The organism is Haloechinothrix halophila YIM 93223 (genome assembly GCF_000504245.1).
Classification (GTDB): domain Bacteria; phylum Actinomycetota; class Actinomycetes; order Mycobacteriales; family Pseudonocardiaceae; genus Haloechinothrix_A; species Haloechinothrix_A halophila.
The window spans coordinates 2,869,544-2,892,017 of record NZ_KI632509.1; the positions used below are offsets into that span (position 1 = coordinate 2,869,544).

Consider the following 22,474-nt stretch of genomic DNA (forward strand, 5'->3'; position numbering starts at 1 on the left):
CGTGCGCTGTGCGAAGTAAAGGCTCGGGTAAGAGGTGAGCGAAGATGGTGAGTCAAGAAGACCGCGAACAATTGGAGCGGGCGACCGAGTTGCTTCGTGACGTGATCGCACGACACCGGGACGAGGATCTCCGGGTAGTGACGATCTTCAACGAGGCAATCCGCGACATCCACATCGGCGCCCGCTACCTCGCCGCGGCCTCAGCGCCGGCCGTCCGCGACAGCTGAGCTCAGGGTGCGTGTCGTCAGCTCGATGCTGTCGCGAGGATCATGGCCACACGATTGGTGACATCCAAACAGTTCCGGGTGCGTGTAGCGGAGCCCGTCGAACCTGCTGCAGTCGCCGTCTGTGCCGTTCACGGTGAACCCGATGTAACCTCAGATAAAGAACAGAAGCATGGGAAGACACCGTGGAAAAACTGAGCAAGCTTCCGAGCTTCTCGCTTCGCCAGCTCTGGTACTTCGTCGCCACGGCAGAGACGGGAACGATCAGCGCCGCCGCGGACGAGCTGCACGTGTCCCAGTCGGCGGTGTCGCTGGCGCTCAACGAGCTGGAGCGCACACTCAAGGTGCAGCTGTGCGTGCGGCGCAAGGCGCACGGCATCACGCTGACCCCTACGGGCGCGCAGGTGTTACGACAGGCACGAGCGCTACTGCGGCAAGCAGGCGAACTTGAAACAGACGGGGCGAGCAACGAAGACGAGCTCGTCGGCCGATTGGCGCTCGGCTGCTACCTGACACTCGCACCAACGGTGCTGCCACGACTCTTGCATGGCTTCGGCGAGCGACATCCCCGGGTAGTCATCGATTTCGAGGAAGGCACCCAAGACGCGCTGCAACGACTCCTGCTGGACGGCAAACTCGACCTCGCGGTGCTCTACGACATGGAGGTGCTACCCGACATCGACCAGGTCGTGCTGTACCGGCGACGGCCCCACATCCTGCTGCCCGCCGACCACCGGCTCGCGGCCGAGCCCGTCGTCGCGCTGCACGATCTGGCCGGCGAGCCGATGGTGCTGCTGGACGCACCACCGAGCTCGCACCACACGCTCCGGCTGTGCGAAGACGCGGGGGTCAAGCCGCTGGTGCGGCACCGCACCAGCAGCTTCGAAACCGCTCGGGCCCTCGTCGGTCGTGGCCTGGGGTACGCGATGCTGATTCAACGGCCCGCCAACCAGCGCACCTACGAGGGGCTGCCGGTGGTCCAGAAGGACATCGCCGAGTTGCCCGACTACGAAGCCGCGGTGTTACTGACCTGGCCGCGACACACCCGGCTGACCCGGCGCTCGCTGGAGTTCAAGCGGTTCTGCCTGGAGACGTTCCAGGACGTTACCTGAGTTTTTCTGAGGTATTTGGCCGAAAACCTGTGCTTTTCGAATGGTTCCCGAGGCGTCACCGTGGACCGCAGGAGCTAACGGCGGCTCCGCCGTCGACTCAACAGCGAAAGGCGAACCATGGCTGCCATCACCGAGGACTTCGCGAGCACGATCCGTCTGCAGGATCTCTGGGACGACCCCTACCCCATCTACCGGACGCTGCGAGAAACCCAGCCAGTTGCCTGGGTTCCCGCCGCCAACCGGTACCTGGTCACTCGGCACGCCGACATCAACTACCTCGAGAAACACCCGGAGGTCTTCAGCGCGGCCGAACGGGACTCGCTGATGATCCGCGTCATGGGCAAGACCATGCTTCGCAAGGACGGGCCCGAACATCTGCGGGAACGCAAAGCCGGTGAACCCGCGCTCCGGCCGCGCATGGTCAAACAGCACTGGACCCCTCTCTTCCAGCGGATCGCCGACGACCTGATCGACGGCTTCTACGACCGCGGCGAGGCCGACCTGTTCGGCGAGTTCGCCGGTCCTATGGCAGCACTGTCGCTGGCAGCCGTGCTGGGCTTGCGCGACGTTTCCGCCACCGACCTGCAGACCTGGTCGCAGGCGATGATGGACGGGACCGGCAACTACGGCGACGATCCGGTCGTGTGGCAGCGCTCCGAAGCGGCCGCCGCCAGCGTGGACGAAGCCGTCGACACGGCGATTACGTACCTGCGCGCCCATCCGGACGAGTCGGTGATCTCCGCGATGCTGCACGCCGCGGATCCGCTGTCGCCGGAAGAGATTCGTAACAACGTCAAGATGTTCATTGGGGGCGGGCTCAACGAACCACGGGATGCGACCACGGCCGGCACCTACGCCCTCCTGACGCACCCGGAACAGCGGGCACAGGTCGAAGCCGATCGCACCCGGTTCAAGGACGTCTTCGAGGAGGCGGTGCGCTGGGTAGCGCCGATCGGCATGTATCCGCGGCAGACAACCAGCGAGACAGAGCTTGGCGGCACCACGCTGCCGGCAGGCGCCCGGCTCGGGGTCGTGCTCGGCTCGGCCAACCGCGACGAAGCGGTGTTCGACGATCCCGACACCTTCGACATCAATCGCGCCGACCGCACACACCTCGCCTTCGGCGGCGGGCCCCATTTCTGCCTCGGTACGTGGGCCGCCCGCGCGCAGGTCGGCGCCGTCTCCCTGCCGACGCTGTTCCGCCGGTTGTCAGGCCTGCGACTCTCCGATACCGAACCCGCCCGATGGGGCGGATGGGTGTTCCGCGGACTGCTCAACCTGCCGGTCCGCTGGGACCGCTGACCACCCTCCTGCGACCGAAGAAAGGCCAACTCATGCCCAAGATCGTCTATGTCCAACCCGATGGCAGGCAGGACACGCTCGACGTGGCCGAAGGCAGCAGCGTGATGCAGGCCGCGGCAGCAGCGGGGATTGCCGGGATCGTCGCCGAGTGCGGCGGCAATGCGATGTGCGCGACCTGCCACGTCTACACCGATACCGACGATCAGAATCGATTGCCCGAGATCAGCGTCGACGAGGACGAAATGCTCGACTGCACGGCCGCTTCCCGCCAGGACGGGAGCCGACTGAGCTGCCAGCTCGTGGTCACCGGTCAGCTGGATGGCCTGGTCGTTCGAGTTCCCAGGGGCCAAACGTGACGGCGTCGGCAGGCACTACGGTCATCGTCGGGTGCGGCCAGGCCGGAACCCAAGTCGCCGCATCACTCCGCCGGGATGGCTACCCCGGCCGGATCGTGCTGGTCGGCGACGAACCCGAGCTGCCGTACCAACGGCCGCCGCTGTCCAAATCCTTCCTGCTCGACCAGAAAGGCGAGGATGCCCTGCGGTTGCGGCCGGAGGCCTACTACCGGGACAACGACATCAACCTGCTGATCGGCGAACGGGTGCTGGAGATCGACCGCTCCCGGCGACGCGTGCGCATCGCCAACGGCACCGAGTACCACTGGGATCACCTGGTGCTCGCCACCGGAGCGCGGCCCCGGCGCCTCGGCATCCCCGGCGAGGACCTGGACGGTGTGACCCCGCTCCGCGGGGTGGCCGATGCCCGTCGGCTCCGCACACAGCTGATCGGCTCCCGTCGGGTCGTGATCATCGGTGGCGGCTTCATCGGGCTGGAGCTGGCCGCTTCCGCCGTGGCAGCGGGCAACGAGGTGGTGCTGCTCGAGGCGACCGAACGGGTAATGGGTCGGGCGGTCACCGGCACGGTATCGTCGTTCTTCGCCGCCGCCCACACCAACCGGGGCGTCAACATCGAGTTGCGAACCGCAGCAGCCGAGTTCGTCGGCAAAGCTGGCCGGGTCAGCGCGGTACGAGACACCGAGGGTCGCACCCATCCGGCCGATCTCGTCGTAGTCGGCGTCGGCGTCCTGCCCAACACCGAACTCGCCGAGGGCGCCGGACTAGCCAGCGACGACGGCGTCCTCGTCGACAGCTCACTGCGCACGACAGACCCGCAGGTGTACGCGATCGGGGACTGCGCACGCTTTCCCAACGTCCATACTCAAACGCTGACGAGGCTGGAGTCCGTGCAGAACGCCTCCGATCAGGCCAGCCACGTGGCGCGCCAGATCACCACCGGAAAGCTTGCCGCGTACCGCGAGCTCCCCTGGTTCTGGAGTGACCAGAAAGGACTCAAGCTGCAGATCGCCGGGCTGACGTGCCACCACAACCGGCTTCACCTGCTCGGCGAACCCGATGACGGCCGCTTCTCGGTACTCGCGTTCCGAGACGATCAGCTGGTCGCGGTCGAATCGGTGAACCGACCGAGCGACCACATGGCCGCTCGGCGACTGCTCTGCTCCGGCCGCACGCCGAGCCCGTCCGATGCCGCACGACCAGGCTTCGACCTCAAGTCCTTCGCTTCAGCGATACCAGGTGTTGCCGCATAGCGACGAATCCGCGCCAATCGCCGCACGTCAGCGACCTCCCCTCCGCCAACACCGGTGGGCTACGGTGACGGCTGTGGCGGCAGCGCGCGGACGGAACACGCACTCCGGCCCAGGGCCGGTGCTTGCGCGTGCGCTGGAGATCTTGGGTGCCTTCACCGCGCAGCATCCCGTGATGACGTTGAGCGAGGTGTCGCGGCAGTCCGGCCTGCCACTGTCGACAGTGCATCGACTGATCGGTGAGCTGGTCGCCTGGGGCGCGATCGAACGGGGCGATGACGGGCGTTATCGCGTCGGGCTGCGGCTGTGGGAGGTGGGATCGCTAGCCCCGCGAGGCCTGGGCCTTCGGGAGCGTGCGTTGCCGTTTCTGGAGGACCTGTCCCAGATCACCCGGGAGAATGTGCAGCTCGCGGTGCGTGAGGGCACCGAGGTTGTCTACGTCGAGCGCATCGCGGGCACCAGAGCGGTTCCGGTACTCACCCGGGTCGGTGGACGCTTCGCACTCACCGCCACAGGTGTCGGGTTGGTCCTGCTCGCCCATGCTTCGCCCGAAGTGCAGGACGAGGTGCTGGCGGGCCCGATCGAACGATTCACCGAACGCACCGTCACCGATCCTCGTCAGTTGCGGCGCATGCTCGCCGACGTCCGCACGAACGGCTTCTCGATCAGCGACCGGCAGGTGACGATGGACGCCGTGTCGGTCGGCGCCCCCATCTACGACAGCCGGGGCCAGGTCATCGCCGCGGTCTCCCTGGTGGTGCACCACGGCACGGCATCACCGCACGCCCTGGCGCCGCTGGTGCGTACCAGCGCCCGCTCTATCTCCCGCGCCGTCTCTGGACCCGCCTGACCCTCACGGCATCCCGAGCCGCGATTTGTCTTCCGGCATCCGGAAGGGCTGCTGCGCCGTCGTCGTGACGAACCACACCATTGTCGGCACCGGACGGACGCGAATCAGGCGCCTCACGAACGGCCGGATCACCGACAGAAGAGAGCTGACCGGGCTGTCAAGTCCGGCACATCGTCGCGACACGACCATCCAACGAACAAGGGAGTTCTATCCATGCGCCCGCAACCGATCACGGAGACGCTCCGATGAGCGCGCTACGCACCGCGCTCGCAGACGGCCCGATGACCCGCTTCCAGTGGAGCGCCGTGGCGGTGTGCGTGCTGCTCAACATGCTCGACGGGTTTGATGTGCTTGTGATGGCCTTCACCGGCAAGTCGGTGGCCACCGAGTGGGGGTTGTCCGGTTCCCAGCTCGGGCTGCTGCTATCGGCGGGGCTGGTCGGGATGGCCGCCGGCTCGATGCTGGTGGCGCCATGGGCGGACCGTATCGGCAGGCGCCCGATCATCCTGGGATGCCTCGCGGTGGCCAGCGCCGCGATGGTGCTGTCGTCGATGAGCCAGTCGGCCGCGCAGCTCGGCGTGCTGCGCGTGATCACTGGGATCGGCATCGGCGGCATCTTGGCCAGCAGCAACGTCATCGCGGCCGAGTACGCGTCGAACCGGTGGCGCGGGCTGGCGGTGAGCCTGAACTCCACCGGCTACGCGATGGGCGCCACCCTGGGTGGGCTGTTCGCGGCGGTGCTCATCGGCGACTACGGCTGGCGGTCGGTATTTCTGGTCGGCGGCATCGCCACCGCGCTGTCCATCCCGCTGGTGTGGGCGCGGCTGCCCGAGTCGCTTGACTTCCTGCTGACACGCCAACCCGCCCGCGCGCTCGAGCGCGCCAACGCCCTGGCCGCCCGGCTCGGCCTGCCTGCCCTGGAGCGGCTGCCCGAGCCTGCCGTGAGCACCAGCGGGGTCGTGGCCGGGTATCGCAGCCTGCTCGGGCCGCGGCTGCGGCGGGCGACGGTGTTGTTGTGGGTGGCGTTCTTCTGCGTGATGGCAGGCTTCTACTTCGTCACCAGCTGGACACCCACCCTGCTGGTGGAGGCTGGCCTTTCCAATGCCCAGGGCATCACCGCTGGCACGCTGCTCAACTTCGGTGGCATGGCAGGCGCCGCCCTGCTTGGGCTGCTCGCCGCGCGGTTCGCGCTGCGCAATGTGCTGATCGGCTACCTGGTCGCCACCGCCGTGCTGCTCGCGGTGTTCATCGCATCCACATCGGCGCTCGGAGTGGCGTTCGCACTCGGCGTGGTCATCGGCCTGTTCGTCAACGGCTGCGTCGCGGGCCTGTACGCACTGACCCCCACCATCTATGACCCCACCGTGCGCACCACCGGGGTCGGCACCGCGCTGGCCGTCGGCAGGGCCGGGGCGATCTTGGCACCGGCCGCGGCAGGCGCCCTGCTCGACTTCGGCTGGAGCCCGCAGCAGCTCTACCTCGCGGCAGGCGTGATCTTCGTCGGTACCGCGGCCGCGTTGACGCTGCTCCGCACCCAGACCCAGGCGCAAGCACCCGAGCCAGAACTGGAACCCGCGCCGACGTCGAACTGACAGGAACTCGACCCTCAAGAGAGGAGACCCACCATGACCGCCATCCCCCGCAACCAGTGGTACGTCGCCGCCTACGGCCGTGAGATCGGCAACGAGTTGTTCTCCCGCACCATCTGCGACGAACCCATCCTGTTCTGGCGCACCGCCACCGGCGAGGTCACCGCGATGGCCGATCGGTGCGTGCACCGCCGTTTCCCGCTGTCGCAAGCCCCCAGCCGCCTCGTGGACGACCAGGTCATCTGCGGCTACCACGGCTTCACCTACGGCACAGATGGCCGCTGCGTCGCGGTCCCAGGCCAGACCCGGGTGCCTCGCACCGCCCGGCTGACCCGGTATCCGGTCGTGGAACAGGACTCCTTCGTCTGGGTCTGGATCGGCGACCCTGACCGAGCCGACGCCACCCGCATCCCGCGTGCCCCGTGGCTGGACTCGCCGAACTACACCACGGTGTCCGGAATGGAGCCGCTGGCCGCCCGCTTCGGCCTGCTCGTGGACAACCTACTCGACCTTTCTCACGAGACCTATCTGCACGGCGGCTACATCGGCACCCCTGAGGTCGCCAGCACACCGATCACCACCGAGGTCGATGACGACGCGGGCATCGTCTACGTCAGCAGGCACATGGACGACGCGGAATGCCCACCGTTCTACGCGAAGTCCACCGGGCTGTCCGGGCGGATCAGCCGCTGGCAAGACATCGAGTACACCCCACCGTGCCTGTACAAGCTGCATTCCCGCATCGCCCCGGTCGGAGTGCTGCCCAACGACGACGGCACCGACCCGGACGCCTTCCACGTCGAGGTCGTCTACGCGATCACCCCCGAGACCGAGCACAGCACGCACGACTTCTGGGCCGTCGCGCGCGACTTCGCCCTCGACGACGACGAGGTCACGGACTTCCTCGCCGAAAGCAACCGCACCGTCGTGCTGCAGGACGTCGAGGCCCTCGACGTCCTGGAGCAGGTCGTCGCCGGCGAACCGGAGCGCTATCAGGAGCTGTCGATCAACATCGACACCGGCGGGCTCGCCGCCAGGCGCATGCTCAAGCGCATGATCGACGACGCCACCACCCCGGTCGCCGCATCATGAACCTGCCCATGCTCACCGGCGACCGCGTCTACCGCATCCATTGGGTACTGGGCACCGACCGGCTGCGCGCGGTGTGTCACTGCTCCGCCGTACGCGAGTTCGATGACCCGGTCGAGCTGTGGGAGTGGCTGCTCGCCCATCCCGACGGACACGACCAGCAGATAGCGGCCCCGGACCCGCCCGCACCGGACCGGGCCATCAGCTCCGGGGCACTCCACTAGGTCAAGCCGAACGGACCACCGATGACATCACCATCCACCGAGCACGAACTCGACGTCGTGCTGGATCGTAAGGAAACCGTCGCTGACGGCGTCGTGGAGCTGACCCTGCGCCACCCCGACGGACACCCGCTACCGACCTGGGAGCCAGGAGCACACCTCGACCTGGTGCTCACCGACGACCTGGTACGGCAGTACTCGCTGTGCGGAGATCCGGGCGATACCACCACGCTTCGGGTCGCGGTGCTGCGCGAACCCGCGAGCCGCGGTGGCTCCCAGCACGTGCACGACCGGCTCACCGAAGGGCAGCGGATCCGCATTCGGGGGCCACGCAACCACTTCGCCCTCGTTGACGCCAAGCGGTACCTGTTCATCGCGGGCGGCATCGGAATCACCCCCATCCTGCCGATGATCGCCGAGGTCGCCGGAAGCGGGGCGGACTGGCAACTGCTCTACGGTGGACGCACCCGCCGGTCGATGGCTTTCCGCACGCGGCTCGAAGCCGAATACCCCGAGCACGTCCGCATCCACCCGCAGGACGAGGCAGGCCTGCTCGACCTGCCCGGCTTGCTGGCCGAGCCCGGCGAGAACGCGCACGACACCGCGATCTATTGCTGCGGGCCCGAACCGTTGCTGCAAGCAGTGGAAGAGCACTGCGTCACGTGGCCGGAGGGCACCCTGCACGTCGAGCGGTTCAGCCCCAAGGCCGGTGTGGACGACGGCCCCAGGGACGCGTTCGAGATCGAGCTCGCACAGTCCGGCACGACGCTGACGGTTCCCGCTGACCGGTCCATCCTCGACGTGGTCGAGGAATCCCGGGTCCCGGTGCTGTTCTCCTGCCAGGAAGGCACCTGCGGCACCTGCGAGACACCCGTGCTCGACGGGATCCCCGACCACCGCGACTCCGTGCTCACCGCGGACGAACAGGCGGCCAACGACACCATGATGATCTGCGTGTCCCGCTCGTGCTCGGACCGGCTGGTCCTCGACCTGTAACCCGCGGCCGCCACATCATGAGCGAACCCAGCGCTCGACAGCGATGGCGTCGCCTTGGTGGCGAGCGCGGCTCGCAAGGTCGCTATCGCGGCCACGAGGTCGACAGCAGCCGTGTGCACGGCGATCTTGACCGCTGCCGCCCGTCCCCGTAGGAACGCGGGCTAAGCGATCTGGGGCCAGTCCTCGCCCCGCCATGCCATCTCCCAGAAGGCCAGTTCGTATCGGCTGCTGGTGTCGAACACGTCGGACACGCGAGTTCGCGCGGCCTCGGGGAGATCGGTGCCGATCCGGTCGGTGAGCGCGCGCAGCCAGTCAACCAGGCTGGTGAACTCCGCGGAGGCGTACATGTCGATCCAGCGTGCGTAGTGCTCGTCGTCGGGGACGCCTTCCGCGTGCAGTCGAAGTCCGACCTCGTTGAACCCCCACATGCACGGCAGCAGTGCGGCCAGCAGTTCGGCGAAGTCGCCGACGGTCGCTGTGCGCAGCATGAAGTCGGTGTAGCCCCTTGTGGTGGGCGCCATCCGCTCCCGTTCGAGGTCGGCCGCGACGATGTCGAGGTCGGCGCAGTACGACCGGTGCAGGTCCATCTCCTCGTGCAATGTTTCGTGCAGTAGCCCGGCGAAGCGACTCATCGTGTCAAGGTCGGGTGCGCGGGCGGTGGCCAGCGCGAGCAGACGCGAGTACTCGATGAGGAAGAGGTAGTCCTGCCAGATCCAGAAGCGGAACTTGTCCTTGTCAAGGGTGCCGTCCCCGATCCCGCGTACGAAAGGGTGATCTCGCTGGGCATTCCAGATCTCGGCCGCGCTCGACCGGAGCTGACCGCTGAGTCCACTCATGACCCCGACACTGCCATCGCAGCGCCAACGACGACACCGCTAGCGGTCCCGATCTCACCCGCGCCGCGGACGTCATCAAGCTGGTCGGCGGCGGCGTCGAGCGCGATGACCGGGCACACCGGGACCGTCCGCCTGCCTCGATGCAGCCGTTCGCGGGCAGCTTCCCGGCGACGTCCGCGCGTCCGCCACACTGTCGGACCCGGCCTTTCGTGAGGCCGGGCCTCATGGTCGTTCGGCTGCCGGTCCTGGTGTCCGGCTCGGTGCCCGACGACAATCGATCCCATGAGCGGTGAGGCCCGGACCGGACTGGTCTTCGCGGAGCGGGACACCGGCCCGCTGGTGATGGACGTCGTCCTGCCGCCCGCGACCGGAGGGCGCCGTCCCGTTGTGCTGTGGCTGCACGGGGGTGGCTGGTTCACCGGCGACCGCACCATGGCGCCGGATCTGACCCGATACTTCGCCGCACGGGGGATCACGATGGCCACGGCCGAGTACCGCCTCAGTGGGCAGGCGCTCTTCCCGGCGCAGCTGCACGACGTGCGTGCGGCGGTCCGCTACCTGCGCCGCAACGCCGACTGGCTCGGCCTCGATCCGGGCGCGATCGGGCTGTGGGGTTCCTCCGCGGGCGGTCACCTCGCGGCGTTGGCCGCATTGACCGGGCACATCGCCGCGCTACCTGATGAACCCGACGCCGGTGACGGCCCGGACACGCGGGTGCGGGCGGTGTCCGAAGGTTACGGTCCGGTCGACCTCGAACTCGTGATCGCCGAGGCGCAGCAGGTGATTCCGGCGTTGTCCGGAGCGAACGCACCAGAGGCGCGACTGCTCGGCGGGTTACCGGACCGGCTGCCTGAGCGAGCGAAGCAGGCCAGCCCGCTGTCCTACGTCACGTCCGAGGCGCCCCCGTTTCTCATCGCACACGGCACCGCGGACGAACTCGTGCGACCGAAGCAGAGCGTGCTGCTGCATGAGGCACTGGCCGCGGCAGGCGTGGAGAGCACGCTGTACCTCGTGGACGACTTCCGTCACGGGTTCCTCAATCCAGCCGGAACCGTCGAGGTGGACGGGCCCAAGGTCATGGACGACGGTCGGCTCGAAACCGAACCCGAGCCACCCGCGACGCGCCATCACAGTGCTCCCGGGATGCGCCACACCGAACGAACCACCTTCTCCTTCGACACGATCGGCGAGTTCTTTCAGCGACACCTACAGCAGGGAGACAATCGATGACAACGACCGACCTTGAGGCCATCCACGATCTCACACCGGTGCGCGATCGCTTGCCGGGCGAGCCCGTCCCCTACTACCTGTCTTCCGGCGAAGGATTGCGGTACGAAGTGGACGGTCAGTTGTGGACCGTGATCGCTCGTGCGCAGGACACCGGCGGGTTGTTCGACGCCGCCTACATCAGCGGTGGACGAGGAGCGCACACCGGCTACCACGCACACCGCGACCAGCAACGGTCGTTCTTCGTGGTCGACGGAACCGTCCAGGTGTGGCTGGGAACCCAGAGCCGAGTCCTTGTTCCCGGAGACACCGTGCACGTGCCGCCGGGAACTCCGGTGGCCTACCGGATGCTCTCCCACGTCACCCGGCTGCTGACCTGGGCGGCACCGGGCGGCTCGCTCGCCTACATCGAACAGCTCGGCGAGGCCGTCGACGCACACATTCACCCTGCCCGGCCGAGACATCACAGCACCGCAGAGAGCCGCGCAGAGCTCGGCGGGCCGCTCGGGATCACCTTCCCGGATCTCGATGAGGTGCGCGCGAGCGAGGAATGGGACGCGTCCCTCCCCGCTGGAGCGGAGCCGTACTTCCTGCGCGCCGGGGAGGGCGACCGGGTCACGCTGGCCAACGCCCTCTACACCTACCTCACCCGCGGCCGCAACACCGACCACCGATACTTCGCGATCAACACGCTCGGCGGCCACAGCCCCTACATCATCCGGCACTTTCACGAGCAGCACACGGAGAACTTCCTGTGCCTGTCCGGCCGGGTCTGGCTGTATGTCAACGGCGAGGAGCTGCTGCTCACCCGCGGTGACCTCGTGCACGCCCCGGCGGGCACGATTCACTCCTTCTCCTTCGACGCGCACAACACGCAAATGCTCGGCATCCTCAGCCCGGACGTGTTCGAGAAGTTCTTCGAGACACTCGGCCAAACCACGGAGGACTACGTTCCCCCGGAGGGCACCGACCTGGTCATGCCACCTCCCCCGTCGCCAGAGCTTCAGGCAGAGCTGGATCTCGTTGTGACGGGACCACCGCCCGAACGCCGTGCCGGACTCGACATCTAACCGCGAGCACTCGTCTACCTGATCGGAGATGCCATGACCGAAACCGAGTCCTGCTGCACGACGGAACCCGCGCCTGTGGCTGGCAGCGCGGGCCCCGCGCCCGCCGAGCCGACCGCGCTCTCCGGCGACATCAGCGGGTTCCGCACCAAGCTCATCCTGCTCGGCACGGCTGCCGGACCGGTCTTCTCGCCCGGCCGTTCCGGCATCTCCACCGCGGTGGTGGTGGGTGAGAAGCACTACCTGGTCGACGCGGGCCTCGGTGCGGCACGTCGGCTTGGCCAAGCAGGGTTAGCACCAGAAGCGCTCGGCGCCGTGTTCCTCACCCACCTGCACTCCGATCACCTGTTCGACCTGTTCAACATCCTCTGGATGACGCCGGGCAAGTTCGGTCGGCCGGTGCCGATCTACGGTCCGGGCCCGGCCGGGGCCCTCCCGGAACCATTCGGTGACGCCTCATCCGTGCCGCTGGTCCAGCCGGACCGGCCGACACCGGGAACCACTGACCTGATCCACGGGCTGCTTTCCTCCTACGCCTATGACATGAACATCCGCAACATCGAGACCGGCGCGCAGATCGATCACGCCAACCTGTTCGAGGCACACGACGTCCATGCGCCCGCCGGAACCGGCGCGTCCGCTACCCACACCGCGCCGGACATGCAGCCGTTCGCTGTGTTCGAGGACGACCGGGTCCGGGTGAGCGCCATTCTGGTGCCGCACGGCCCGGTGTTCCCGTCCTTCGCGTTCCGATTCGACACCGATGACGGCGCGGTGACGATCTCGGGCGACACCGCATACAGCGATAACGTCGGCCGACTGGCGTCCGGCAGTGACGTGCTGGTACACGAGGCGATCGACGTGGACTGGTTCGCCTACACAGCAGCCACCCGGAAGGGGTTCGGCCCGGGCTTCCTGCATCACATGGCGGCGGCTCACACCACCCCGCGAGATGTCGGCAAGATCGCGACGACGGCCTCGGTCAAACACGTCGTGCTGAGCCACATCGGACCAGGCGACCCGCGCGCGGTGCCCGACGAGCGGTGGCGCGACGGCGTCGGCGCGACGTACTCGGGGCCGATCACCCCGGGCCACGACCTCACGGCGTTCGGGATCGGCGTGACGTCGTGACGACGGGAGGCATATCGCGCGAACAACCTCGTCCCGCTCGGGCATAGTCGCCACACGACGGAACGGAGTCGACCGACCATGCCGATCCATCCGGCATTCGCCGACCACCTGCACCTGCTCGACGGCTTGCCGTCATTCGTCGAGATCGGCGGCGACCCGGCCGCCCTGCGGAGGCTCGACGAGTTCGAACGCGCCACGACGTTCGGGGAGCCGCCGACAACGCCGACTCGAGCCGATGCCGCACCCGGCCCGCACGGCCCGGTGCCGGTTCGCGTGTACGAGCCTCCCGACACCGTCGCGGACCGGCCGTGCCTGGTATGGATGCACGGCGGCGCGTTCATCAGCGGGGGCTTGGACATGCCGGAGGCGGACTGGGTGTCCCGGGCGGTCGCCACCCGCGCCAGGGCGGTGGTCGTGAGCGTGGACTACCGCCTCGCGGTCAACGGGGCCCGGTATCCGGTGCCACACGACGACGTGGTTGCCGCGATCCGGTGGGTGCGTGACGAGGCGGCCTCGCTCAAGGTGGACCCGGCGCGGATCACGATCGGCGGCGCCAGTGCCGGCGGCAACCTCGCCGCCGGTGCGGCACTGCGCTTGCGCGACACCGACGACTGGCTGCCCGCGCAGCTGCTGCTCGCCTACACGACTGTGCACGCCATCGTGCCGCCGCCGTCGCTGGCGATCGCGGGTGTCGACGTCCGGCAGGTGCTGGCTCGCGGCCTGCTGCACGGTTTCCTCAACCACTCGGCCGAGATCGAACCTGTTTCCCGAGCATTGGACGTCATCTCCGACGTCGTCATCGGTAACAGTCGCCGCACCACGGGTTACGTTGCCGACAGCGCCGCCCGGTAGCTGTGCCTGCCTGGCCCCGCGTCGAGCGTTCGCCCGTCCGGCAACACGACTTCGGCCGACGTGCCCGCGGGGACGGTGACCCGCACATCGAGTTCGGCACCATCGATCCGCCAGGACACCTCGATCCGCCCATACGGCGAATCATGCGCCGCCTCGGCCCATGTCAGCGCGCCGCCAGGGCGCGGCCGGACTCGAAAGCGGCGGTACGCGGGTGCCCCGTCGAGCAGCTGGATCCCGGCGGTGTAGCGGTGCAGGAACGAGATCACAGCGCCCTTGGAGTGGTGGTTCAGCGACTCGTGGGCGACCCCATCGGCGTCCACCCCGTCCCAACGCTCCCACATCGTCGTGGCCCCGCGGTCGACCATCACCAGCCACGACGGCTCGGTGTCCTGGAAGAGCAGCTCATAGGCCACGCCGAGGTGTCCGGTGTCGGCGAGGACCGGCAGCAGGTACGGCGTGGCGAGGAAACCGGTGCCCGGGTGGGTTCCGGCCTCGCGGATCAGCTCCACCAGCCGCTCGGCCACGGCTGGGCGTTGCTCGTCCGGCACGAGCCCGAATGCGAGCGCCCTGACGTGGTTGGCCTGGGTGTCCGGCGTCAACCGCCCCTTGTCGTCGACGTACTCCGCCCGCCATGCGTCGCGGACCCGCTCGCTCAGGCGCGAATAGCGGGGCGCGTCGCCCAGACCGAGGATCCGCGCGATCCGCGCCATGAGACCCGCGCTGTAGGCGAAGTATGCTGTCGCGACATCGCCCTTGTCGGCCGCGGCGAACGCGGCGAAGTCCGTGGGCTCCTCCCCTGGCACCAGCCACTCGCCCCAGTGGAAGCCTGCGTCCCACAGGTACTGCTCGTGCGCGGCTGGCTCGGGTCGGCGGGCGGCACGGGCCTGGTGGCGCTGGCCGCGGGCGGTGCGTTCCACCTGGTCCAGCCACGCGACCATCGTTGGCCACAGCTCGGCAAGGACCGCCCTATCGCCGTAGGCGCGGTACAGCTCCCACGGCACGATCACCGCCGCGTCGCCCCACCCTGCCGAGCCGTTCAAGGAGGCGATCACGCTGTCCTTCCCCTCAGCCGCGGCGGTCGGGCTGATGTTGGCGATCGTGCCGTCGGCCCACTGGTCGGCGGCAACGTCGCGCAGCCATTTGGTCGACAAGCCCGCCACGTCGTAGAGGAAGGCCGCAGCCGGGACGAACAGCTGCCAGTCGCCGGTCCACCCGGCGCGTTCCCGGTGCGGGCAGTCGGTCGGGATGTCGCAGGCGTTGCCGCGCAGGCTCCAGACGGCCGCATCGTGCAGCTGGTTGATCCGTTCGTCACTGCAGCGGAACCAGCCGGTGCGGCGCATGTCCGTGTGCACCACGACGCCCGTCACGTCCGTTGGCGTCAGGTCATGCGGGTGCCCTTCCACCCGTACGTACCGAAACCCGTGTGTCGTGCGGCGTGGCTCGAACACCTCGCCGGTAACGCCAGCGGAGACGACGTGGTCAACCTGGCCAGCAGGCAACGGCTCCGGCAGGAACGGCACCGCGGGCCGCAGATGCTCGGTCGTCACGTCGCCAGCGGCATCCAGGTGCTCGCCGTGGGTCAGCGTGACGGTGGTGCCAGCGGGGCCGAGGTTGGCCAGCCGCACCCAGCCGTTGATGTTCTGGCCGAGGTCGACGACCTGCCGGGTATCGTCCAGCCTGGTGATCGCGACCGGCGTGAGCTCATCGACGCGGCGAACCGGTGGTGCCGGTGAGCCCACGAGGCCAGCGAAGCCGTTGTTGGCGAGCACGACGCGGGACCAGCGGGCGTCGTCGAAGCCCGGTTCGGACCATCCGCGCGGCAGCAAGCTCAGGTCCCACCGCTCGCCTGCGATCAGGTCGGCTGCCATGACGTGGCCGACGGCGCTACGCCAGTCCGGACCGGTGCCGAGCGTGGTCCGCGTCCCGTCTGCGTGGGTCAGCTCCAGCTGGGCCAGCAGCCCAAGGCGCTTGCCCCACTGATCGGCGGCCCGGGTGATCCCGATCTGGCCGCGGAACCAGCCGTCGCCCAGAATCACGCCGAAGGCGTTGCGGCCTTCGGCCAGCGAGGCAGCGACGTCGTAGGTCTGCACCTGCAGCTGGGCGTCGTACTGGGTGAAGCCGGGCGTCAGCTCCGCGTCGCCGATCCGGTCACCGTTGAGGAATCCCTCGTAGATCCCGTGGGCAGTGGCGTAGAGCCGGGCGGTGGCAATTGGACGGTCCACGTCGAACTCGACCCGCAGCAGCACGGCCGGCCGGTTGCCGGGTCCCCCTGCCGGGTCCTCACCGGACTCGATCCACTCGGCGCGCCAGTCCGCGCTGTCCAGCAGGCCCATCTCAAACCAGCACGGTGGTGACCACTCGCTGGCTCCCAGGTCCGTCCACACCTTGACACGCCATACGACCCGCTGGGCGGAGGCCAGCGTAGGACCGGCGTACGGCACCAGGACGCTCTGGTCGCTGACCACGCGGCCGGTGTCCCAGCCGTTGTCGGCCGTGATGCGGTAGGCGACTTGCTGGGCCGCGCCATCGGGCAGCCGCCAGGACAGTCGTGGCTGGGCGACAGAGATCCCCAGCGCCCGGTCGAGATGTTCGACACGCAAACCGTGCGGCGTAGTGGTCATGTCTCGGTCGCGCCGGTCTCGCTCATCCGGGTGTCGCTCCTAGCGGCTCCGGTGGTCCGTCGGAGGTGGCGTGGTGGCACGCGACCAGGCTCTCGCCGAGCAGGCGCAGGGCCGGTCGCTCAGTGCGAGTGAGCTCGTCCGCGGCAGGACAGCGGGTGGCGAACGGGCAGCCGGTCAGCGACGGCGCGGCGGCGCCTGCCGCGCCGACGCCAAGCGCTTCGCGAGCCTCCCGCCGTTGCGCCTGCTCAGCGGGCCGCGGCACGGGAGCGGACGCGGTGAGCGCGGCCGTATACGGGTGTTTCGGCCGTTCGGTCACCGCGTCGACCGGCCCGGCCTCCATGATCTGGCCCCGGTAGAGGACCACGGCGCGCTGGGCGAGGAAGCGGACGACGCCGAGATCGTGCGCCACGAACAGAAACGAGTACTGATGCTGGTCGCGCAGGTCGGCGAGCAGGTTGAGCACCTGCGCCTGGGTGGACAGGTCGAGAGCGCTGACCGGTTCGTCCAGCACGACGACCCGCGGTTGGCAGACCAGCGCCCTGGCGACCGCGATCCGCTGCCGCTGGCCGCCGGAGAACTGGTCGGGGTAGTGGTGCAGCGCGTCGGCGGTCAATCCCACCGACCACAGCGTCTCGCCTGCGCGCCGCCAGCCGTCGGCCTTGCCAACGCCCAGTATCCGCAACGGCTCGATCAGCGTCTCACCGATCGTCTGCGCCGGGTTCAGCGACGAGTACGGGTCCTGGAACACCACCCGCAGGTCCGCGATGACGCTGCGCCGCTCCCGCAGTGGCATGTGAGTGATGTCCCTGCCGTTGAGCCGGATGGTGCCCGAGGTCGGCGGCTGCAGGCCGAGGATCGCCTTGCCGATCGTGGACTTGCCCGATCCGGACTCGCCGACGAGGCCCACGGTCTCCCCGGGGCCGATGTCGAAGCTCACGCCGTCCACGGCCGGCTCCGTCCTGCCGCGCCGCCGCTTGGGGCCGTAGTGCACGACCAGGTCGCGTACCTCGAGCGCAGGGGGCGCGATCGTCTCTGCGGTCATGATGACACCCCCGTGTCGGCAGCTTCCTCGGCGCCGAGCGACTCGGCCTCCCACGTCAGGTGGGTGCGGTCGATCTCGTCCACACGCACGCAGCGCACTGAACCGGATTCATGGGCGGAGAACAACGGGATGGGTGCGCTGCACTCCGGTGCGGCGAACCGGCAGCGGTCGGCGAACCGGCACCCCGCAGGCCAGTCCGCAGGCGGCGGGACGGTACCGGGGATGCAGGCCAACCGCTCCGGAACGGGCTGTCCTTCCGGGACGTGCGGATTGGCGGCCAGCAAGGCCATGGTGTACGGCATCCTCGGGTCATCGAGCACGGCGGCTGCGGCGCCGGATTCCACGACCTGGCCCGCGTACATCACGGCGATGTCGTCGCAGATGTCGGCCACCACGCCGAGATCGTGGCTGACGATCAGCACCGAGAGCCCGGTGTCGCGGACCAGAGCGCGGAGCAGGCTGAGGATCTCCGCCTGCACCGTCACATCCAGGGCTGTGGTCGGCTCGTCTGCGATGAGCAGCTTCGGCCTGCCGGTCAGCGCCAGTGCGATCGCGACGCGTTGCGCCATGCCGCCGGACAGCTGGTGCGGGTAGCTCCGCAGCACGCCCTCCGCGTCGACGATGCCCACCTGGTTCAGCAGCTCGGCGGCGATGCGACGGGCCTCGCCCCTGCCGACCCCGCGGAACCTGCGGATCGGGACGGTGAGCTGATACGCCACGGAGAACATCGGGTCGAGCGCGACCATCGGCTCCTGCGAGATCATCGCGATCTCGCGGCCGCGGATCGCCCGCAGCCCGTCCTCCGGGAGAGCGGCCAGATCGCGGCCTTGCCACCCGATCGAACCGCCGCTGACCGCGACGCCGTCCGGAAGCAGGCCGATCAACGCGCGAGCCGTCATCGTCTTGCCGCACCCCGACTCCCCGACCAGGCCGAGCACCCGGCCGGCCCGCAGGCTGAAGGACACATCGGTGACCGTCGCAGGCCCGTCATCGACGGCTACGGTCAGATCGCGGACGTCGAGGACGGGCGCTCGGTCGGCAGGCACGGTGTCGGCAGGCACCTGGTCGGCGGGCACGGTGTCCGCGGCGAAGGTTTCGCCCTCCCGTGCCTCGGCACCGCCCCGGGTCGCCTTGCGGCGTCTGCGCCTCGCGACCGGCCGCTCGCCTGCCACTTGGCCTGCGATGGCGTCGGCAAGCGCGTTGGCGGCGACCACGGTGAGAGCGAGCACGACACCGGTAGGAACCATCAGCCACGGCGCGTTGTAGACCTGTTGCGACGCGTCGCCGATCATGCCGCCCCAGCTGGGCTGCGGCGAAGGGGGCCCGAAGCCCATGAACGCCAGGCCGGACTGGATCAGGATCGCGATCCCGAACAGCTGCGCCGCCTGCACCGCCATCACGGTCGCCATCCCGGGCACCACGTACTTGACGTTCACTCGAAGCGAGCCGAGACCGTTGACCCGGGCCGCGTCCACGTACAGCCGTTGCCGTACCGACTTCGCGACACCCAGCATGACCCGGTAGACGGCTGCGCTGATCATCACGCCGAGCACGGTCATGACGATGTTGAGCCGGACGCCGACCGCGCCGATGACGGCGAGCAGGATGATCATGCCGGGCAGCGCGAGCAGAATCTCGGACAGCCGGCTGAACCACCGCTCGAACCTGGGGCCGTGCTCGGCAGCCAGCAACGCCATCGGGATACCGAGCCCGAAGGCGACCAGCACGGTCAGCGCCGATGTGAGCAGTGGCTGGGCGCCTGCGGTGAGGATCCGGCTCAGCAGGTCTCGCCCCATCTCGTCGGTGCCGAGCCAGTGATCGGCCCCTGGCAGCGCGAACCGGTTGGCCAGGTCCTGTTCGTTGATCCCGTACGGACGCCAGAACCCAGCTGTGAAAGACAGGACGATGACGAGGACCAGCCAGCCGGCTCCGAAGACGCCACCAGGACTCCGCAGGAACGCGGGCAGGCGTCGGCGATGAACAGCAGGGACGGTCACGACGTGGTCGGCGTCATTGATACTCATGCGGTACGCACCTTCGGGTCCAGCGCCGCGATCACCAGGTCGAGCAGCAGGTTGGTGATGACGACGACGAGCGTGGCGACGATCACGACGCCTTGCAGGGCGGGAAAGTCGTGCGCGGCGACGGCGCTTTGGCTGGCCTGGCCGAGGCCGGGCAGCGCGAACAGGTTCTCGATGATGACCGAGCCGCCGAACAGCACGATGAACTGGATGCCGAGGACGGACACGATCGGCACGCTGGCATAGCGCAACGCGTGCAGGTAGCGGATCCGCCATGGTGGCGTTCCCACGGCCTGCAGGGTGCGGATGTGCTCCTGTCGCAGCGCGCCCCGCATGCTTGCCCTCGCGGTCCTGGCAACGACCGCCGCGCCGCCGACGGCCAGCGTGATCACCGGCAGCAGCAGGCTCTGCAACCAGCCGACCGGGTCGACCGTGAACGGCACGTATCCCGTGGCCGGGAGCAGGTCGGCGCGGACCGCGATGACGTAGACGAGTAGGACGCCGACCCAGAACGCGGGCAGTGACAGCGCGATGCCGCTGCCCACGGTGATTCCTCGGTCGGTGTGTCCGCCACGGACGGCGGCGGTCACGCCAAGTGCCACGCCAACGACCGCACTCAGGATCGTGGCGAACAAGGCGATGAAGAAGGTGACAGGGAGGCGGGTGAGCAGGTCTGCCTGGATCGGCTGGCCATCGATGATGGACGTCCCCATATCACCCTGGAGCAGGTTCTTCAGGTATGCGGTGAGCTGGGTCCACAGCGGCTGGTCCCAGCCCAGCTCCGCGTTGGCCTTGGCGACCTCCGCTTCCGTCGCATCCGCACCGGCCACGATCGCTCCCGGGCTGCCCGGGGTGAGGTGCACAAGCAGGAAGCTGATCACGATGGCGGCGAACACGGTCGCGACCGCCATCGCGAGCCGACGTATGACGTAGCCGAACATGTCCTTCCCTCCTCCCCCTCGGTGAGTTGGCGGTCGGTGGCCGTGGCCTTGCGGTCACGGCCACCGACAGATCCAAGAGCGCTCGTCAGCCCGCTGGCCGCAGGCTCGACAGCATGATGTAGTTGTTGGTGCCGCCGAACTTGGGCTCCGTGACCTTGCTGGCGTTGTAGCCCGCGTAGGTGAACGACTCATACATCGGGATGTACCAGCCCTCGGTGACGATCGCGCGGTTGAGATCCTGCACCGCCTCGGTCCTGCCGCCTCCGGCTGCCTCGGCCGCCGCCGCCATTGCCGCCTCGATCTCCGGGTTGGTGGCTTCTTGCAGGTTCATGAACCCGCCGTAGACCACTCCCTGGACGAAGCCGAGCAGATCGTTGAACGCGAAGGGCCCGAAGCCCAATGGCTGCGTCCTCGCCGCGGCGAACACAGCATCGGTGGAAGACGCCGGGTTGAGGTTCATCGTGACCCCGATCTGCTCCCACTGCCGCTGCACAGCCACCTCGTCCGCAGTGGGCTTGCCGGGTGTGACCTTGTCGAACGAGAAGCCGTCCGGGTAACCGGCCTCGGCGAGCAACTGCTTGGCCCGGTCCGGGTCGTAGGCGAACTCCTCGTCGAGCGAGGGGTCGTAGGCCGAAGACTCGGACGAAACCATGTTGGCGGTCGGCTTGTCACCGGGGTGCAGGTTGTCCACGATCGACTGACGGTCGATCGCGTAGCTGAGCGCCTTCCTGACACGCACGTCGCCGAACGGCTCGGACGTCGCGCCGGTCTTGTCGAACACCAGGAACCCGAATAGCGTGCCGCCGTTCTCCGCCACCGTCTGCTGCGACTCGACCATGTCTACGGTGTCCGGATCGAGGGGGAGCGCGACGTCCGCCTGCCCGGAGACCACGGCGTTCGCCAGGGCCTGGTCGTCGGTGATCGTCTTGTAGACGACCGTCTCGAACGGGTAGTTGTCGGCGTTCCACGCATCGGGTTTCTTGTCCAACGTGTAGGTGTTGGGCTTGGTGGTCTGTCCCTTGTTGAGGGTGTACGGGCCTGATCCGGCCGGGGTGGTGGTCAACGTGCCCGGGTCCTCGATGGCCGTGGCGCCGACGATCATGCCCGCGGTGTCCGCCAGGTTGTTCTGACCGGCGGCCTGGGGCTCTGCCCATGTGATGACGACCGTCCTCGGGTCGGGCGCGGCGACCTCGGCGATCTCGGCCGAGTCACCCTCCGCGAAGACGCCGTAGGACGTCAGTTCCGGGTTGTCGCGCCGGTCCAGGTTGTCCTTGACCAACGTCGAGTCCAGCGTCGAGCCGTCGGTGAACGTGACGCCCTCGCGCAGCTTCAGCGTCAGCTGCGTGTTGTCCTCGCTGGTGGAGAACTCGGTGACCAGGCTGGGCGCCACGCTGCCGTCTTCCTGCGTGACGAACAGCGAGTCGTACAGGGCGCTGAAGAACTGGGACTGGTACTGGGCGTAGACCAGTGGGTCGTACCCGTTGGGTGCGGCGTCGGCGTCGAGCGCGATCGTCATGGTCTTGGCATCGCCCGCAGCGCCGCCATCGCTACCACCTGCGCCGCCGCAGCCCGTCAATGCGACGGCGGCGGCCACGGCCAGGGCGCCGAGTTGGGTTAAACTCGTTCGGGAGAGCAACGATCGGGCGGTCGGAAGAATGGTCATAGTCGCGGCCTTTCGAGTGCCGGTTTGGTTGGCGTCGGGGCGTGGCCGCAACGATGAACCAGCCGGTTCCCACCCGACAGGCATAAT

The 22,474-nt window shown here is 68.5% G+C and carries 19 protein-coding genes and 1 pseudogene; 14 read left to right on the top strand and 6 right to left on the bottom strand.

Going from position 1 to position 22,474, the window contains the following annotated elements:
• The first annotated feature begins 44 nt into the window (after positions 1-44).
• From AMYHA_RS13100 to AMYHA_RS13150, 10 genes are all read left to right on the top strand, one after another.
• Positions 45-227: a hypothetical protein gene (locus AMYHA_RS13100; protein ID WP_034271377.1), complete on the top strand. Its 183-nt coding sequence runs from the start codon at positions 45-47 to the stop codon at positions 225-227.
• Between the two features lie 182 nt (positions 228-409).
• Complete coding sequence (locus AMYHA_RS13105) at positions 410-1,336, top strand: LysR family transcriptional regulator (RefSeq protein ID WP_034271380.1); 927 nt, start codon at positions 410-412, stop codon at positions 1,334-1,336.
• Positions 1,337-1,453: 117 nt separating this feature from the next.
• Positions 1,454-2,638, top strand: a complete 1,185-nt coding sequence (locus tag AMYHA_RS13110) for a cytochrome P450 (RefSeq protein ID WP_034271383.1) — start codon at positions 1,454-1,456, stop codon at positions 2,636-2,638.
• 32 nt (positions 2,639-2,670) lie between these two features.
• Positions 2,671-2,994 (top strand): 2Fe-2S iron-sulfur cluster-binding protein, encoded by a 324-nt coding sequence (locus AMYHA_RS13115; RefSeq protein ID WP_034271386.1) that lies wholly within the window; start codon positions 2,671-2,673, stop codon positions 2,992-2,994.
• Complete coding sequence (locus tag AMYHA_RS13120) at positions 2,991-4,244, top strand: NAD(P)/FAD-dependent oxidoreductase (protein ID WP_034271388.1); 1,254 nt, start codon at positions 2,991-2,993, stop codon at positions 4,242-4,244. Before AMYHA_RS13115 ends, AMYHA_RS13120 begins: the two co-directional genes overlap by 4 nt.
• 73 nt (positions 4,245-4,317) lie before the next feature.
• Positions 4,318-5,091 carry an IclR family transcriptional regulator gene (locus AMYHA_RS13125; protein ID WP_051399844.1) on the top strand — a complete coding sequence of 258 codons (774 nt, stop codon included), beginning with the start codon at positions 4,318-4,320 and terminating at the stop codon, positions 5,089-5,091.
• 245 nt (positions 5,092-5,336) lie between these two features.
• Positions 5,337-6,683, top strand: a complete 1,347-nt coding sequence (locus tag AMYHA_RS13135; protein WP_034271392.1) for an MFS transporter — start codon at positions 5,337-5,339, stop codon at positions 6,681-6,683.
• A gap of 33 nt (positions 6,684-6,716) precedes the next feature.
• Entirely contained in the window at positions 6,717-7,772 is a 1,056-nt protein-coding gene (locus AMYHA_RS13140; RefSeq protein ID WP_034271395.1) for an aromatic ring-hydroxylating dioxygenase subunit alpha, read from the top strand.
• Positions 7,769-7,993, top strand: coding sequence for a hypothetical protein (locus tag AMYHA_RS13145; protein ID WP_034271397.1), 225 nt, complete (start codon positions 7,769-7,771; stop codon positions 7,991-7,993). The genes AMYHA_RS13140 and AMYHA_RS13145 overlap by 4 nt, the downstream gene beginning before the upstream one ends.
• A gap of 21 nt (positions 7,994-8,014) precedes the next feature.
• Positions 8,015-8,986, top strand: coding sequence for a PDR/VanB family oxidoreductase (locus AMYHA_RS13150; protein ID WP_034271400.1), 972 nt, complete (start codon positions 8,015-8,017; stop codon positions 8,984-8,986).
• Between the two features lie 161 nt (positions 8,987-9,147).
• On the opposite strand, the gene tenA is transcribed toward AMYHA_RS13150, so the two are convergent.
• A complete protein-coding gene (tenA, locus tag AMYHA_RS13155) occupies positions 9,148-9,822 on the bottom strand; it encodes a thiaminase II (protein WP_034271403.1) in 675 nt (224 codons plus the stop codon).
• A 267-nt stretch (positions 9,823-10,089) separates the two neighbouring features.
• Between tenA and AMYHA_RS13160 the strand changes: the two are divergent.
• The 4 genes and pseudogenes from AMYHA_RS13160 to AMYHA_RS13175 all read left to right on the top strand — a co-directional run.
• Positions 10,090-11,052 (top strand): annotated as a pseudogene (locus AMYHA_RS13160) (alpha/beta hydrolase fold domain-containing protein); the annotation flags it as partial.
• The gene (locus tag AMYHA_RS13165) at positions 11,049-12,119 is read left to right on the top strand and encodes a quercetin 2,3-dioxygenase (protein WP_034271408.1); all 1,071 of its coding nucleotides are present in this window, start codon (positions 11,049-11,051) and stop codon (positions 12,117-12,119) included. The pseudogene AMYHA_RS13160 and the gene AMYHA_RS13165, both read left to right, overlap by 4 nt.
• 33 nt (positions 12,120-12,152) lie before the next feature.
• Positions 12,153-13,247 carry an MBL fold metallo-hydrolase gene (locus tag AMYHA_RS13170; RefSeq protein WP_051399845.1) on the top strand — a complete coding sequence of 365 codons (1,095 nt, stop codon included), beginning with the start codon at positions 12,153-12,155 and terminating at the stop codon, positions 13,245-13,247.
• A gap of 78 nt (positions 13,248-13,325) precedes the next feature.
• The gene (locus AMYHA_RS13175) at positions 13,326-14,099 is read left to right on the top strand and encodes an alpha/beta hydrolase (protein ID WP_051399846.1); all 774 of its coding nucleotides are present in this window, start codon (positions 13,326-13,328) and stop codon (positions 14,097-14,099) included.
• On the opposite strand, the gene AMYHA_RS13180 is transcribed toward AMYHA_RS13175, so the two are convergent.
• The 5 genes from AMYHA_RS13180 to AMYHA_RS13200 all read right to left on the bottom strand — a co-directional run bounded on the left by AMYHA_RS13180 (position 14,072) and on the right by AMYHA_RS13200 (position 22,387).
• Positions 14,072-16,720 carry a family 78 glycoside hydrolase catalytic domain gene (locus AMYHA_RS13180; protein ID WP_034271409.1) on the bottom strand — a complete coding sequence of 883 codons (2,649 nt, stop codon included), beginning with the start codon at positions 16,718-16,720 and terminating at the stop codon, positions 14,072-14,074. The two genes, AMYHA_RS13175 and AMYHA_RS13180, sit on opposite strands and share 28 nt — an antisense overlap.
• A gap of 22 nt (positions 16,721-16,742) precedes the next feature.
• Positions 16,743-17,762: an oligopeptide/dipeptide ABC transporter ATP-binding protein gene (locus AMYHA_RS13185; protein WP_051399847.1), complete on the bottom strand. Its 1,020-nt coding sequence runs from the start codon at positions 17,760-17,762 to the stop codon at positions 16,743-16,745.
• Positions 17,759-19,786 carry a dipeptide/oligopeptide/nickel ABC transporter permease/ATP-binding protein gene (locus AMYHA_RS13190; RefSeq protein WP_034271411.1) on the bottom strand — a complete coding sequence of 676 codons (2,028 nt, stop codon included), beginning with the start codon at positions 19,784-19,786 and terminating at the stop codon, positions 17,759-17,761. The genes AMYHA_RS13185 and AMYHA_RS13190 overlap by 4 nt, the downstream gene beginning before the upstream one ends.
• Positions 19,783-20,724, bottom strand: a complete 942-nt coding sequence (locus tag AMYHA_RS13195; protein WP_034271413.1) for an ABC transporter permease — start codon at positions 20,722-20,724, stop codon at positions 19,783-19,785. The genes AMYHA_RS13190 and AMYHA_RS13195 overlap by 4 nt, the downstream gene beginning before the upstream one ends.
• A gap of 85 nt (positions 20,725-20,809) precedes the next feature.
• On the bottom strand, positions 20,810-22,387 hold the full coding sequence (locus AMYHA_RS13200; protein ID WP_169732932.1) for an ABC transporter substrate-binding protein: 1,578 nt from the start codon (positions 22,385-22,387) through the stop codon (positions 20,810-20,812).
• Between the last annotated feature and the right edge of the window lie 87 nt (positions 22,388-22,474).

What these genes read in the sequence shown, in the direction of transcription:
- AMYHA_RS13190 (WP_034271411.1), bottom strand. Translation starts at nt 19,786, where the DNA reads ATGAGTATCAATGACGCCGACCACGTCGTGACCGTCCCTGCTGTTCAT.
- AMYHA_RS13145 (WP_034271397.1), top strand. Translation starts at nt 7,769, where the DNA reads ATGAACCTGCCCATGCTCACCGGCGACCGCGTCTACCGCATCCATTGG.
- AMYHA_RS13110 (WP_034271383.1), top strand. Translation starts at nt 1,454, where the DNA reads ATGGCTGCCATCACCGAGGACTTCGCGAGCACGATCCGTCTGCAGGAT.
- AMYHA_RS13135 (WP_034271392.1), top strand. Translation starts at nt 5,337, where the DNA reads ATGAGCGCGCTACGCACCGCGCTCGCAGACGGCCCGATGACCCGCTTC.
- AMYHA_RS13150 (WP_034271400.1), top strand. Translation starts at nt 8,015, where the DNA reads ATGACATCACCATCCACCGAGCACGAACTCGACGTCGTGCTGGATCGT.
- AMYHA_RS13200 (WP_169732932.1), bottom strand. Translation starts at nt 22,387, where the DNA reads ATGACCATTCTTCCGACCGCCCGATCGTTGCTCTCCCGAACGAGTTTA.
- AMYHA_RS13175 (WP_051399846.1), top strand. Translation starts at nt 13,326, where the DNA reads ATGCCGATCCATCCGGCATTCGCCGACCACCTGCACCTGCTCGACGGC.
- AMYHA_RS13180 (WP_034271409.1), bottom strand. Translation starts at nt 16,720, where the DNA reads ATGACCACTACGCCGCACGGTTTGCGTGTCGAACATCTCGACCGGGCG.
- AMYHA_RS13195 (WP_034271413.1), bottom strand. Translation starts at nt 20,724, where the DNA reads ATGTTCGGCTACGTCATACGTCGGCTCGCGATGGCGGTCGCGACCGTG.
- AMYHA_RS13165 (WP_034271408.1), top strand. Translation starts at nt 11,049, where the DNA reads ATGACAACGACCGACCTTGAGGCCATCCACGATCTCACACCGGTGCGC.
- AMYHA_RS13185 (WP_051399847.1), bottom strand. Translation starts at nt 17,762, where the DNA reads ATGACCGCAGAGACGATCGCGCCCCCTGCGCTCGAGGTACGCGACCTG.
- AMYHA_RS13115 (WP_034271386.1), top strand. Translation starts at nt 2,671, where the DNA reads ATGCCCAAGATCGTCTATGTCCAACCCGATGGCAGGCAGGACACGCTC.
- AMYHA_RS13100 (WP_034271377.1), top strand. Translation starts at nt 45, where the DNA reads ATGGTGAGTCAAGAAGACCGCGAACAATTGGAGCGGGCGACCGAGTTG.
- AMYHA_RS13170 (WP_051399845.1), top strand. Translation starts at nt 12,153, where the DNA reads ATGACCGAAACCGAGTCCTGCTGCACGACGGAACCCGCGCCTGTGGCT.
- tenA (WP_034271403.1), bottom strand. Translation starts at nt 9,822, where the DNA reads ATGAGTGGACTCAGCGGTCAGCTCCGGTCGAGCGCGGCCGAGATCTGG.
- AMYHA_RS13140 (WP_034271395.1), top strand. Translation starts at nt 6,717, where the DNA reads ATGACCGCCATCCCCCGCAACCAGTGGTACGTCGCCGCCTACGGCCGT.